This window comes from Mycobacterium sp. UM_WGJ, assembly GCF_000455125.1.
Classification (GTDB): Bacteria; Actinomycetota; Actinomycetes; order Mycobacteriales; family Mycobacteriaceae; genus Mycobacterium.
Genome location: NZ_AUWR01000009.1, coordinates 1 through 13,663, shown reverse-complemented (window position 1 = coordinate 13,663; position 13,663 = coordinate 1). Strand labels below are relative to the sequence as shown.

Here is a 13,663-nt window from a genome sequence, read left to right as displayed (position 1 = left end):
AAGCGTCCACCATCGCCAGCACCGCAACGCCGGAGTATCCGATGAGCCGCGACGGCCGATGCCCGTTCGCGCCGCCGCCGGAGACCATGGCGCTGGCCGCGCAGCGGCCGCTGAGCCGGGTGCGGATCTGGGACGGCAGCACCCCGTGGCTGATCACCGGCTACGACGCGGTGCGCACCCTGTTCTCCGATCCCCGCGTGAGCGTCGACGACCACCAGCCCGGCTTCCCGCACTGGAACGAGATGATGCGCGCCAGCGTCGACCACCGACCCAAATCGGTGTTCACCACCGACGGCGCCGAACACATCCGCTACCGGCGGATTCTGTCCCCGGCCCTGACCATGAAACGGGTCGACGCCCTGGCCCCGGTCGCGCAACGCATCACCGACGAACACATCGACGCGATCCTGGCCGGACCGCAACCGGCCGACCTGATCGAGGGATTCGCCTTGCCCATCCCCTCCCTGGTCATCAGCGAACTGCTCGGCGTGCCCTATGAGGACCACGAGTTCTTCCAGCAGCACGCCACTATGGGCGTGGACCGCAATGCCACCTCCGACGACCTCGCCGAGGGTGCCACCGGGCTCTCCAAGTACCTGGTCAAGCTGCTGGAGACCCGGATGGCCGAACCGGCCGACGACATGGTCTCCGCCCTGGGCAAGCGGGTGCAAGACGGGGAGCTGTCGATACGCGAGGCCACCCAACTCGGTACCGGAATGCTCATCGCCGGGCACGAGACCACCGCCAACATGATCGGCCTGGGCATCGTGGCGCTGCTGCACGAGCCCGACAAGATCGCCGAGAAGACGGCGGTGTTCCGCGGCGACGACGACGCCGCGATCGCTAACGCGGTCGAGGAACTGCTGCGCTACCTGTCGATCATCCACACCGGCCAGCGGCGGGTGGCCCTTGAGGACATCGAGATCGGCGGCGAGACCATCCGGGCCGGTGACGGCATCATCATCGACCTGGCCCCAGCCAACTGGGACGCCACCGTCTTCCCCGAGCCCGACGTCCTCGACTTGGCGCGCCCGGCCCGCCAGCACATGGCGTTCGGGTTTGGACCGCACCAGTGCGTCGGTCAGCAGCTGGCCCGCGCCGAGATGGTGATCGCATTTCACACCCTGTTCCAGCGCATCCCCACCCTGAAGCTGGCGGTGGACATCAACGAGATCCCGTTCAAGAACGACCGGCTCGCCTACGGCGTCTACGAACTCCCCGTCACCTGGTAACCGCCCGATTGGAAGTGGATTGACATGGCCAGCACACCAACTGAAGCCGCCGCGTTTCACAGCACAGCGTTCTATCCGGTCGGCGGCTACGGGGCGCCCAAGGACCGTCATGGGCGCGCCGGTGCGGGCATCGCTGGTGTCGGTCTGCCGGCCGGTACCGAAGTGTTCTCCGCCGACAACCACATCTCCATCGCCGACGACATCTTCTACCAACGGTTCCCCGAGGACCTCAAGGACAAGGCGCCCCGCATCTGGTACGAGGACGGCGCCTACATGGTCGGCCGCAAGGGGCAGTCGTTCCTGCCGGGCGACTTCTCGGCGGTGCTCATGCAGTACGACGATCTGGCCGGTGCGGCCAGCAGCAATATCGAGGCACGGATCCAGGAGCTGGCCACCGACGGCGTCGACAAGGAACTGGCGTTCCCCAATGCGGTGCTGGCGCTGTTTCATTTCCCCGACAAAGAGCTGCGGGAGCGGGTATTCCGCATCTACAACGAGTACATGGCCGAGTTGCAGGAGCGATCGAACGGCCACTTCTACGGAGTGGGTCTGATCAACTGGTGGGACCCCGCCGGCACCAGGCGCACGGTGGAGGAGTGTAAGGCGCTGGGGCTCAAGACGTTCCTGCTGCCGCTGAACCCCGGCAAGGACGACGACGGCAACATCATCGACTTCGGTGCCCGGGTGATGGATCCGGTCTGGGACGAGATCGAGCAGGCCGGGCTACCGATCACCCACCACATCGGTGAAACCCCGCCGAAGACGCCCTGCGAGGTCAACAGTGTCGTGGTGGGCATGATGGTCAATGTCGACTCGTTCCGCGAACAGTTCGCCAAGTACATCTTCTCCGGCATCCTGGACCGTCACCCGGGCCTGCGGATCGGCTGGTTCGAAGGCGGAATCGCCTGGGTTCCCACCGCTTTGCAGGACGCAGAACACCTGCTGGCCTCCTATCAACACATGTTCACCCACCAACTACAGCACGACATCCGGCACTACTGGGACACCCACATGAGCGCATCGTTCATGGTCGACCCGCTCGGCCTGCGACTGATCGATCAGATCGGAGTGGACAAGGTGATGTGGTCGTCGGACTACCCGCACAACGAGAGCACCTTCGGCTACTCGGAGAAGTCACTGGCCAACGTTGTCGCGGCCCTGGGACCGCAGGACGCGGCGAAAGTCGTGAGCGCCAACGTCAAGGAGTTTCTGGGGGTCTGAAGCCGGGCGGCCGCGAGGTCATGACCACCGATGCTTTCATTGCAACTGCTGAAGGAGTTGATCGCGAATGTCAGACACGCCGGGTTCTTCCGCGCGGCCGTCCGCGGCAGAGATCATCCGCTACCACAAGGACCCGGCCACCAAGATCGCCACCATCACCTTCGACCGGCCCGAATACCTCAACGCCCCGACATCGTCGGCGCGGCTGCGCTACGCGGACCTGCTGCGTGGTGCCAGCGTGGACGACGACGTCAAAGTGGTGGTGATCCGTGGTGTCGGCGACAACCTGGGCAGCGGTGCGGACCTTCCCGAGTTCATGGCGGGCGTCGAGGATCCCGAAAGGCGGTTGGCTGAACTGCGTTTGGAAGGCATGGACGTCAACTATCCGCCCCAGGGCACCTTTCGCAACGGCGCCACCATCAGCGCCTGGTACGCCAATGTGCAGGCCGGCAACCGTCCGCTGCAGGAGCTCAAGAAGATCAGCATCGTCGAGGCCAAGGGCTACTGCTATGGCTGGCACTTCTACCAGGCCGCCGACGCCGATCTGGTGATCTCCAGCGACGACGCACTGTTCGGCCACCCGTCCTTCCGCTACTACGGCTGGGGGCCGCGGATGTGGACCTGGGTGCAGATGATGGGGCTTCGCAAATTCTCCGAGATGGTGTTCACCGGCCGGCCTTTCACCGCCGCCGACATGGAGAAGTGCAACTTCCTCAACAAGGTGGTCCCGCGCGACCAACTCGAAGCCGAGATCGACAAGTACGCGCTGGCCTGTGCGCGCAACCGTCCGGTCGACACCGTGTTCATGCAGAAGATGTTCTTCGAGGTCTACAAGCAGCATCAGGGTGAGTACATGGGCAGCCTGCTGTCGGCGTTCTTCGAGTCGATGGGTTCGGGTGTGGCACCCGACGCCGATGACCTGATGCTCGACGACGCCATCGAATCCGGTCTGTCCGGGGCGGTCAAGGACAACGACTCGAAGTTCCCGCCCGACTTCCGGCTGAGCAAGTCCAGTCGCAACAAGGAATCCTGACGCCGTGGCGCCGCTGCACGGCTACACCATCGTCGACCTGTCCGACGGTATCGCCGGGGCCTATGCCACCAAGATGCTCGCCGACGGGGGCGCAACGGTGGTAGATGTCGAACCCCCGCAAGGGGATTCGATGCGCCGCTGGTCGGCATCACAGGCCGAGGTCGATCCCGCGTCCGGCGGTGCACTGTTCAGTTTCCTGGGCTGCTCCAAACACAGTGTGGTCGCCGACCCAGGCAACGTCGACGACATCGAGTTCGTACATCGGCTGCTGGCCTCCGCCGATGCGGTGGTGTGGTCGCCGGACGGGGCCGTCGGCCGGCACCCGTCGTTGTCGCCGGCTGAGATCCGCCGGCGGCACCCGCACCTGGTGGTCACCGCCATCACGCCCTTCGGACTGGAAGGTCCGTGGCGGGACCGCCCGGCCACCGAGTTCACCCTGCAGGCCTGGTCGGGGGGAGCGGTCGGGCTCGGCCGCGGCTCGCAGGATCGCGCACCGGTACACATCGGCGGGCAGGTCGGGGACTGGCTGGTCGGGGCGTATGCGGCCGCGATGACGTTGGCGTCGCGGGTTCGTGCGCTGCGCGACGGCCGCGGCGAGCTGATCGACCTGTCCGGGCTGGAAGCCCAGATCCTCGGCCTGACTTACTATCCCGTCACCTACTTTCAGGTCCTCGATCGCCCGTGGCGGTCCGAACGCCGGCCGACGGTGCCCGGTGTCGCCGAGGCCGCCGACGGGCTGGTCGCGCTGGGCTGCGGCACCGCGCAGCAGTGGTTCGACCTGTGTGCGATGTCGGGGCACGACGAGTGGATCGACGAGAACTCGCCGCTGTCGATCACCGAGCAGGCGAACCTGCACGCGCCGGAGCTGTACCAGTGGGTACGCAGTCACAAGGTCGACGATGTCCGCGACCTGGCGTCGGGGTTCCGGATACCCAACTCGCCGGTCGGTAACGGCGAGAACGTGCCGACGTTTGACCACTTCCGGCATCGCGAGTTGTTCACCCGCAATCCGCGCGACGGGTTCGTTCAGCCGCTACCGCCCTATCGGCTGCGCGGTGTGGCGCTACAGACGCCGACCCCGGCTCCGCGGCTGGGCGAACACACCGACTTCTACCGACAACTGCCGCCGGTGCGCCGAGACGCCCCGGCATCGGAACCGGCCGGGGATCGGTTGCCGCTGAGCGGCATCCGGGTGCTGGACATGACCACTTTCTGGGCCGGTCCGTCGTGCACACACCTGCTGGCCATGCTCGGCGCCGAGGTGATCCATCTCGAGTCGACCCGCCATCCCGACGGCACCCGGCTGATCGCCGGGATACCGGTCAGCGAGGAGTCATGGTGGGAGAAATCCCCGATCTTCTCGGCGCTCAACACCAATAAGAAGGGCCTGACGCTGGACTTCCAGATCGAGGCCGGCCGCGACGTGCTGCACCGCCTGATCGCCGGCTGCGATGTCATCGTCGAGAACTTCACCCCCCGCGTCATCGAGAACCTCGGTCTGGACTTCGACTTCGTGCAGTCGCTGCGCAGCGACGTGATCATGCTGCGAATGCCCGGATTCGGCCTGGACGGCCCGTGGCGGGACAACCCAGCGTTCGCCTACGTCATCGAGGACGCCTCCGGTCTGAGCTGGCTGACCGGCTACCCCGATCGCAACCCCTACGAGCCGTACTCGATCGGTGACCCGAACGCGGGTGTGCATGCGCTGACGGGTCTGCTACTGGCCCTGGAGCATCGGCGCCGCACCGGGGAAGGCGTGCTGGTGGAGGCGGCCATGGTCGACGCCGCACTCAACATCGCCGCCGAGCAGGTGATCGAATACTCCGCCAACGGCGCGTTGCTGCAACGTGACGGAAACCGCGGGCCGGCGGCCGCCCCGCAGAACTTCTATCGGACCGCCGGCGTCGACGAATTCGGCAGGGAAGACTGCTGGGTCGCCATCGCCGTTGCCACCGATGAGCAGTGGGCCAGTCTGCGGGCCGCGCTGGGTGACCCGGCCTGGACTGCCGATCCGGCCTTATCGGACGCGACCGGACGACGCGCCCGCCACGACCTGATCGACGAACAGCTGTCCGCCTGGTGCGCGAGGCGCAGCGCCGACGACATCGTCGCAGCACTGTGGGACGCCGGGGTACCGGTCGCCAAGGTCATGCAACCGCATCGCCAGACCGAGTTGGCGCAGCTGGCCGCGCGGAACTTCTTCGAGCAGGTCGATCACCCGGTCAACGGTCCCGCTCCGCACAGCACACTGCCGGCCCGAATGTCGCAGGGCCCGAGTCGCATTCATACCCGCCCCGCACCACTGCTGGGCCAGCACAATCATGAGCTGCTCAGCGAGCTGGGGCTTACCGAGGTCGAGATTGCCGCGTTGGTAGCCGATGGGGTTATCGGCAGCTCGCCGGGATAGCCGGGCAGCTACCGGCCGGTGCGCGTGATCGAGTGCACCAGCTCGATCGCGGCGCCTAGCGTGGCGATCCGATCTTCGAGGCGCTCGCCGGCTGGGTAGACCCGCACGGTGTCCACGCCGGTGTCGCACCAGACCTGCAGGCGATCCCGAACCATCGAAGCGGTGCCGATCAAGGTGGTGGCCAGCACCATCTCGTCGGTGATCAACGCGGCGGCGCCTTCCCGGTCGCCGGCCTGCCAGCGCTCCTTCACCGCGGCGGCGACATCCGACCAGCCCTGCCGACTGTAGGCCTGGTTGTAGAAATTGGTACTGGCCGAACCCATTCCGCCCAGGCTGAAAGCCAGCTCGGTCTTGCGGCTGTCGATCAGTTCCTTCAGATGCTTGTCGTCGCTGGCGAACGATACTTCGGCGCCCTGGCAGACGTCGAGGTCCGCACGAGTGCGCCCGGAGCGGGCCAGGCCGCTGTCGAGATGGGTGAAGTAGGCCGCGTCGGCACCCTCGGGCACGAAGCTGGTGCCGAGCCAGCCGTCGGCGACCTCGCCGGTCAGCGTCAGCATCGCCGGGGTGAGGCTGGCCAGATACAGCGGGATCGAGTGTTCGGCGCGCATCGACAACCGCATGGGCTTGGTGGCCGAACCGAGTCGGGGGATCTGGAACTGTTTGCCGCTATAAGCGATCCGCTCGCCGGCGACCGCCTGCCGGATGATCTCGATGGTCTCGCGCATCCGGGGAAGCGGCCGGTCGAAGGACTGACCGTGCAGCCCCTCGATGACCTGGGGGCCCGAGGCGCCCAGACCGAGCAGGAACCGTCCGCCGGACAGGTTGGACAGTGTGATGGCGGCTTGGGCAATGGCGACCGGAGTGCGAGTGGACAGCTGGATGATCCCCGATCCCAGCAGCATTCGGTCGGTGCACGCGGCGTAGTAGCCCAGTGCCGAGACCGCGTCCGCGCCCCACGCCTCGGCGACCCAGCAGATGTCCAGGCCCATCTTCTCGGCCTCGCGGACCAGCAGCTTCTGGTGCTCCCAGCTGCCGACGCTGGCCGCTTCCAGCGTGATGGCCGCGCGCATCAGTGCTCGGCGCGCTGTTTGAGGTGATCGAGGGTGGCCGTCATGCCCGCCTCGAATTCACGCAGCCGCACGAACACGATCTTCTGTTCCTTGTCCGGCATCGCGGAGATGGCCAGTGACAGCCCGGACGGCGCGGGCCCCAGCTGCATCCACTCGGTCAGGCGGGTGCCGGTCCCCTCCGGGGTCAGGCTCAACCGCCACGAGGACGTGGGGTTGACGGGATCGCTGACGGCCCAACCGAACACCGTCAGCGGTTCGAACTCGACCACTTCGGAGATCGTGGACCATTCCCCGAGGGCGGGATGCCGGTTATACCCGGTGAACCGCGCGCCCAGCCGGGGCCCATCACCGTCGGCCCATTCGACGCGCTGGAGCTCCTGACTGCTCTCGGCGACCGCGTGGATGTCGCTGGCCAGCTCCCAGACGCGCTCCGGCGGGGCGTCGATCCAGGTGGAGACCTCCACCGTCGGTGCGTCGGCGTATACGGCCCCGGTCCATTCCATGGCGGTTCCTCTCAGATGCTGCCCGGGCAACCGGCCGGGTCGGCTGTGGTGCAGAACAGGGTTCGGGCGGAGACCAGGACCCGCAGCTCGCCGGCGACATCGTCCAGCGGCTGCAGGCTCGCCTCGGTGCGGCACATGATGATCGCGCCCTGCATCGCGGCGATGCACATGGTCGCCAGCCGGCCGGCCGCGTCGGCGTCCAGGCCGTCGGTCACGAAGCAGTCGATCAACCGCGTCTTCCAGGCCGCGAAGATCCGCTGCGCGTGATGGAGCAGCGGCGAGTCGGGCCCGGAACTGACCGCGGCCGATACCATCGGGCACCCGGCGGTATAGCCGGTCTCGGTCAGCATCTTTCGCCAGAAGGCGGCCAGCCGATCGAGCACCGCGATCGGACCGCCGGCTGCGGAGCCGGTGATGAGTGAGCCGATCGCATCGCCGCCGAGTTGAACGGCTTCGTCGAGGATCTGGGCGCGTCCGCCCGGAAAGTGGTGATAGATCGAGCCGCGCTGCGCGCCACTGCGGCTCACCAGGGTGTCCAGGGTGATCCCGTCGGCGCCGCGTTCGCGCAGCAGTGCCACGGCGGTCAGCACCATCGCCTGCCGGGTGTCGCGCGCCATCGGCCGATTATGATCAGTTGCATAATCGGCCGTCAACGCATATCCAGGTCGTTGACTCTGCGCTCACCAGACAGGTCACTCGCACTTTCGCCTGGTGGACGCAGAGTCAACGTACCGAGACAGCTATTTCAGGCAGCTTCCCGCGTCGACCGGCAAGGTGACGCCGGTGATGTAGCGGGCTTCGTCAGAGGCCAGGAACAGCACGGCGTTGCTGATGTCCACCGCGTCCACCCAGGGCACCGGCAGGGTGTGGAACATCTGGCAGATCGGCGCCATGTCCTCGGGACCGGGGTTCTCCAGGTCCGGGCGGAACATCTTCCAGGTGCCCTCGTTCATGATCATTCCGGTGCTGACGTGGGTGGGGTGCACGGTGTTGACGCGAATGTTCTGATGTCCCAACTCGACGGCGAACGAGCGCATGATGCCCACCACGCCGTGCTTGGCGGCGACGTAGTTGCCGCAATGCGGGTAGGCCTTGAGTCCGCCGACGGAGCTGGTCAGGATGATCGACCCGCCCCTTCCTCCGGAAATAAGGTGCGGGACACCCGCTTTGACGGTTTTCCACACGCCCGACAGGTTGATGTCGATCATCTCCTGCCAGTCGTGTTCGGTGCACTGGTCCAGGGTGTCGCCACCGTTGCCGATGCCGGCGTTGGCCACGATGATGTCCAGGCGACCCAGCTCCTCCACGCCGGCGTCCACCGCGGCCTTGAGTCCGTCGAAGTCGCGCACATCGACTTCGGCGGTGAAGATCCGGCGGCCTCGGGCCTTGACCAGGTCGACGGTCTCGGCCAGTTCCTCCGGGGTGGCCGGCGGGATCGGCGAATTCGCGACGATCGGCTTACAGACGTCGATCGCGATGATGTCGGCGCCCTCCTCGGCCAGCCGCACCGCGTGGCTGCGGCCCTGGCCGTGGGCTGCGCCGGTGATGAATGCGACCTTGCCCTCAACACGTCCAGTCATGGAAACCCTCAATTCGTATCTCGTAGAAGTGGATTCATCCGACCGAAGCGGGCATGGACTCCCACCCGCGGACCGTCGAAGTCGGTGACAGCGCTGCCTTGGTGAGGTCGACGTCCCACTCGGGGAAGCGTTTGAGGATCTCCTCCAGCGCGATTCGCCCTTCCAGGCGGGCCAGTGCGGCACCCAAGCAGTAGTGCGCGCCCACACTGAAAGTCAGGTGCTGGCGTGCCTCGCGGTGGATGTCGAAAACGTCCCCGTCCGGGGCGAACCGGCGGTGGTCGCGGTTGGCCGCGCCGATCAGCATCATCATCACGGCACCTTCGGGCACGGTCTGGCCGTAGTACTCCACATCGCGGGTGACGTAGCGCGCCACGTGCGGTGCCGGTGGCTCGAAGCGCAGCAGCTCTTCGATCGCCTGCGGGATCAGCGCGGGGTTCGCCACCAACTCGCGACGCTGGTCGGGATGCTCTGAGAGCACCTTGCCGGTCCAACCGATCAGCCGGGTGGTGGTTTCGTTTCCGGCCCCGGCCACCAGCATCACGTACATCAGCAACTCGTCGCGTGTCAGCCGCCGAGTGGTGCCGGATTCGTCGGTGAATTCGACGTTGAGCAGTTCGGTCATGATGTCGTCGGACGGGTGCTCGACGCGCCAGTCCAGATAGTCGGCGAAGATCGAACCGTCGTCGAAGCCTTCGGAGGCAACCGTCATCGGCTTGCCGGCTTCGGTGCGCATGTTGTCATTCGAGCGGTCCCGGATGATCTCCTGATCGGCTTCGGGAATGCCCACCAGCATGCCGATGACCCGCATGGGCATCTGGGCGCCGAGGTCCGCCACGAAATCGAGGCGGCCGGTGCCGATCAGGGGATCGAGGCAACGGGCGCAGTACTCGCGGATCTTGGATTCGAGTTCGGCGATCTTGCGCGGGGTGAACATCCGGGCCAGCAACTTGCGGTGAATGTCGTGGATCGGTGGGTCCTCGAACAGGATCAGGCCGGGCGGGATCGGGGTATTGGCCTTGATCAGCTCCAGAATCGCCCCGCGCGCCGAGCTGAAGGTCTGGTGATCGACCAGGGCCTTGTTGACGTCGTCGAACCGGCTCAGTGCGTAGAAGTCGTGCTCGGCGTTGTAGTACAGCGGTGCCTCTTCGCGAAGCCGACGAAACATCGGGTACGGATTGCTGTTGAGGTCAACGTCATACGGGTCGTAGCGCGCTTCGTCGGTGGTGGTCACCGTCATGTTGTTGGTCCCTTCGGCAGAGCTGCGGTCTACAGGCCCGCGGTGGCCGGAGCCGCCACTGGCGTGAATTCCAGATGCAGTTCGGTCAATCCGCGCAGGATGAATGTCGGCTCGAAGGTGAACCGGCGCTCGCCGGCCGGGCCGTGCTGGGTCTCGTCGAGCCGAATGTCGGTCATCCGATCCAGGATTCGTTCCAGCGAGATGCGGCTCTCGGCGCGGGCCAGCGGTGAGCCCGGACAGGTGTGGCTGCCCCGGGCGAATGCCAGGTGCTCGCGCACGTTGGGACGGTCGATTCGCAGCTCATGCGGGTTCTCGAATTTGCGGGGGTCGCGGTTGACGGCGCCGGGGAACATGACCACGACGGTGCCGGCCTTCAGTTCGACCCCGCCCAGCGTGGTGGTCTTGCGCACCAATCGGGGGTCGGTCTTCACCGGGCTTTCCAGCCGCAGGGTCTCCTCGAGGAAGTTCGGGATCTTGCTGCGATCGGCGCGCAACTGCTCGACGAGGCCGGGGTCCTCGGCCATGAACCGCAATGCGGCACTGAGCAGTTTGGTGGTGGTCTCCTGCCCGGCACCGAACAGGAAGGTGGCGCTCTTGACCACGTCGGCGATCTCGGGGATCGAGCCGTCTTCGTAGGTGGCGGTGGCCAGATCGGTCAGTACGTCGCCGCGCGGGTTCTCGCGCCGGTCAGACAGGTAGCGGCTGAACTTGTCGTCCAGCCAGGCCAGCGGATCGTGGGCCAGCTCCTCGTGGTCCAGTGCGCCGATGCGGGCACCCGGCTGCGGTGCGCCCAGCACCTCCTGGAACACCGGCCGGTCCTCTTCGGGTACGCCGAGCAGGTCGGCGACCACCAGCATTGCGAACGGCCTGGCGTAGGAGGTGAGGAATTCGCAGCTGCCGCTGTCGATGAAGTAGTCGAGCTGGCGGTCGGCCAGCTGCCACATGAAGTCCTGGTTCTCCTTGAGTCGCTTGGGGGTCAGCAGTCGGCTCAGTATCGACCGCGCCTTCGTGTGCGTGGGCGGGTCCATGGTGACCATGTGTTCGGTCATCGGCATCAGGTGGCGGTGCGCCTCGATCTGCTCGCTGATGTCGTCGCCTTCGGGGGTGAACGGCAGCGGCGGGAACGGTCCGCCGACCGCGACCAGGTTGGAGTAGGTGTCGGAGTCGCGGTAGATCTCGTTGGCCTCTTCGTGGCCGGTTACCGCGACCACGTCGTACACGCCCAGCGGCGTGACCGGGCTCTGGGCCCGCAGGTAGTCGAAGTACGGGTGGGGATCGGGTACCAGGGACTGATCGGTGAAGAAATCGATCGTCGCGAAGTCAGTCAACGTGGACCTCTCTGCAGAACGGGCTGACAGATGCTGTGCACCTGCTTAGCATGGGCGGGGTTGGGGGTCAAGGGTTGCGGCGCCACTACGATGGCCGCCGAAGGTGTAAAGGTGACGACAACGATGCGGAGCGACCTGTATGCCCGAATCGGCTAAGGGACAGCGCAGAATTGGTGCCCCGGACGCGAAGAACCGGACCCTGTTGCTCGACGCCGCGGAAGAGCTGCTGCTGACCGACGGCGCCGGTGCGGTCAGTTCCCGTCGCGTTGCTGAGCGGGCGGGCCTCAAGCATCAGCTCGTGCACTATTACTTCCGCACCATGGATGACCTGTTCCTGGCGATCTTCCGCCGGCGTGGCGATCAGGGATTGGCCGAACAGGCGGCGGTGCTGGCGTCGCCGAAGCCGCTCTGGGCGCTGTGGCGATTCAACACCGATCCGGCATGGACGGCGTTGACCATGCAGTTCATTACCGTGGCCAACGAGCGCGAGGCCTTGCGGGCCGAGATCGCCAATTACGCCGAGCGGCTGCGCGCCGAACAGATCCAGGCGGTGTCCGGGCTGTTCGCCCGGTACGGCGTCGACGACGCGGAGTTCCCGCCGACGGTACTGATGGTCCTCATGACCAGCGCCTCGCGGATGCTGATCATCGAGCAGGAGGCGCTGGGCATGACCCTCGGCCATCCCGAGACCATCGAGTTCGTCGAGCGCTGGCTGCACCGGCTCGAGGGCGACCCGCCACCGTCCGCGCCGCTTTCGGGCGTCGCGCTGGTGTCGGGGCCCGTCGAGCATTAGCGCTGCTTCCTGCCTTGTTGGAGGCGATCCGCGGCCTCCCAGTGCTCGTCGGCGACCCACAGCCGGGCGAACGCCGCCACCGCCTCGTCCGCTGTTGCGCCACCGAGCACCCGTTTGATCTCCCCGGCCGACGGGTTGGCCAGTGACCGGGCCAAGGCGCGCCATTCGGCGTCGAAGGACTCCCGGGGAACCACCCGATTGACCAGGCCGATGCGTTCGGCCGCCGAAGCGTCCAGCATGGTCCCGGTGCCGGCCAGCAGCAACGCCTGACTGTGTCCGACCAATCTGCCCAGCCGCTCGGCGCCACCCCAGGCCGGCATGATCGCCAGGGACACCTGATTGAACGCGATCTTGATGTCGGCGGCCGCGATCCGGATGTCGGCGGCGACCGCAACTTCGGCGCCACCGCCCAACGCGTGGCCGTTCAGGGCAGCAATCACCGGTGCCGGGAAGGCGGCGATCCGATCGCACAGGGTGCGCATCCGCCAGGCCATGTCCGATGCCTCGGCCTCGGTGCGCAGCGCGGCGAGCTGCTTGAGGTCGCCGCCGGAGACGAAGGCGCGGTCGCCGCCGCCGGTGATCACCAGGGCCTGCGCGCCGGAGACCTTGTCCAGTGCCCGGTCGAGTTGCGCCATGGTCTCCGGGGCGATGGCGTTGCGGGCCTCGGGCCGGTCGATGGTGATGATGGCCAGGCCGTCATCCAGTTGTACGCCCAGTTCGTCCGGACGGTCCTGACCCATGGCTCTCCACTCAAGATATTGGCATTCTCAAAAACGGAGAATAGCATCACGGGTGAGATGCGAAAGATTCCTGCCGACCTGGTTCGGCGCTACGAAGAGCAGGGATGGTGGACCCGCGAAACACTCGGTGACCTGCTCGCCGCCGGGCTGGCAGCGAGCGCGGAAACCGGGTTCGAGGTGCACTCGGCGGTGCGGCCGTGGCGGGGGAGTTTCGCCGACGTGGAACTGGTTGCCCGCCGACTGGCGGCGGGCCTGCGGGCGCGCGGCGTGGGTCCGGGTGACGTGGTGGCCCTGCAGTTGCCCAACTGGATGGAGGCGGCCGCGGCGTTCTGGGCGGCGGCGTTTCTGGGCGCGATCGTGGTGCCCGTCGTGCACTTCTACGGTCCGCGGGAACTGGGTTTCATCCTGACCGCCAGCCGGCCGCGGGTGTTCATCACCGCCGAGCGATTCGGGCGGATGAGTTTTCGTCCCGAGTTGTGCGCCGACGTCCCGATCGTCGGGGTGGTGGGCGGGAACAGT

13 protein-coding genes are annotated in these 13,663 nt (G+C 66.6%); 6 read left to right on the top strand and 7 right to left on the bottom strand.

The window, feature by feature from the left end; genetic code table 11:
- The first annotated feature begins 41 nt into the window (after window positions 1-41).
- The 4 genes from N416_RS0104070 to N416_RS0104055 all read left to right on the top strand — a co-directional run bounded on the left by N416_RS0104070 (window position 42) and on the right by N416_RS0104055 (window position 5,893).
- Entirely contained in the window at window positions 42-1,232 is a 1,191-nt protein-coding gene (locus tag N416_RS0104070) for a cytochrome P450 (RefSeq protein ID WP_081654449.1), read from the top strand.
- A gap of 24 nt (window positions 1,233-1,256) precedes the next feature.
- The gene (locus N416_RS0104065; RefSeq protein WP_024440851.1) at window positions 1,257-2,453 is read left to right on the top strand and encodes an amidohydrolase family protein; all 1,197 of its coding nucleotides are present in this window, start codon (window positions 1,257-1,259) and stop codon (window positions 2,451-2,453) included.
- A gap of 67 nt (window positions 2,454-2,520) precedes the next feature.
- Window positions 2,521-3,486 carry an enoyl-CoA hydratase/isomerase family protein gene (locus tag N416_RS0104060; protein ID WP_024440850.1) on the top strand — a complete coding sequence of 322 codons (966 nt, stop codon included), beginning with the start codon at window positions 2,521-2,523 and terminating at the stop codon, window positions 3,484-3,486.
- Window positions 3,487-3,490: 4 nt separating this feature from the next.
- Window positions 3,491-5,893, top strand: coding sequence for a CoA transferase (locus N416_RS0104055; RefSeq protein ID WP_024440849.1), 2,403 nt, complete (start codon window positions 3,491-3,493; stop codon window positions 5,891-5,893).
- Window positions 5,894-5,901: 8 nt separating this feature from the next.
- Here the strand turns inward: N416_RS0104055 and N416_RS0104050 are convergent, their stop codons facing one another.
- From N416_RS0104050 to N416_RS0104025, 6 genes are all read right to left on the bottom strand, one after another.
- Entirely contained in the window at window positions 5,902-6,963 is a 1,062-nt protein-coding gene (locus N416_RS0104050; protein ID WP_024440848.1) for an LLM class flavin-dependent oxidoreductase, read from the bottom strand.
- Complete coding sequence (locus N416_RS0104045; protein WP_024440847.1) at window positions 6,963-7,466, bottom strand: SRPBCC family protein; 504 nt, start codon at window positions 7,464-7,466, stop codon at window positions 6,963-6,965. Before N416_RS0104045 ends, N416_RS0104050 begins: the two co-directional genes overlap by 1 nt.
- Window positions 7,467-7,477: 11 nt before the next feature.
- Window positions 7,478-8,083, bottom strand: a complete 606-nt coding sequence (locus N416_RS0104040) for a TetR/AcrR family transcriptional regulator (protein ID WP_051190176.1) — start codon at window positions 8,081-8,083, stop codon at window positions 7,478-7,480.
- Window positions 8,084-8,206: 123 nt separating this feature from the next.
- Window positions 8,207-9,046, bottom strand: coding sequence for a mycofactocin-coupled SDR family oxidoreductase (locus tag N416_RS0104035; RefSeq protein WP_024440845.1), 840 nt, complete (start codon window positions 9,044-9,046; stop codon window positions 8,207-8,209).
- A 34-nt stretch (window positions 9,047-9,080) separates the two neighbouring features.
- Complete coding sequence (locus N416_RS0104030) at window positions 9,081-10,283, bottom strand: cytochrome P450 (protein WP_024440844.1); 1,203 nt, start codon at window positions 10,281-10,283, stop codon at window positions 9,081-9,083.
- A gap of 29 nt (window positions 10,284-10,312) precedes the next feature.
- The gene (locus tag N416_RS0104025) at window positions 10,313-11,611 is read right to left on the bottom strand and encodes a cytochrome P450 (RefSeq protein ID WP_024440843.1); all 1,299 of its coding nucleotides are present in this window, start codon (window positions 11,609-11,611) and stop codon (window positions 10,313-10,315) included.
- A gap of 139 nt (window positions 11,612-11,750) precedes the next feature.
- Here N416_RS0104025 and N416_RS0104020 point away from each other — a divergent pair, with 139 nt between their 5' ends.
- On the top strand, window positions 11,751-12,404 hold the full coding sequence (locus N416_RS0104020; protein WP_024440842.1) for a TetR/AcrR family transcriptional regulator: 654 nt from the start codon (window positions 11,751-11,753) through the stop codon (window positions 12,402-12,404).
- Here the strand turns inward: N416_RS0104020 and N416_RS0104015 are convergent.
- The gene (locus N416_RS0104015; protein WP_036457218.1) at window positions 12,401-13,144 is read right to left on the bottom strand and encodes an enoyl-CoA hydratase/isomerase family protein; all 744 of its coding nucleotides are present in this window, start codon (window positions 13,142-13,144) and stop codon (window positions 12,401-12,403) included. The genes N416_RS0104020 and N416_RS0104015 overlap by 4 nt on opposite strands.
- Before the next feature lie 57 nt (window positions 13,145-13,201).
- On the opposite strand from N416_RS0104015, the gene N416_RS21275 reads away from it, so the two are divergent.
- A partial coding sequence (locus tag N416_RS21275) for an AMP-binding protein (RefSeq protein WP_036457216.1) occupies window positions 13,202-13,663 on the top strand: 462 nt, incomplete at its 3' end.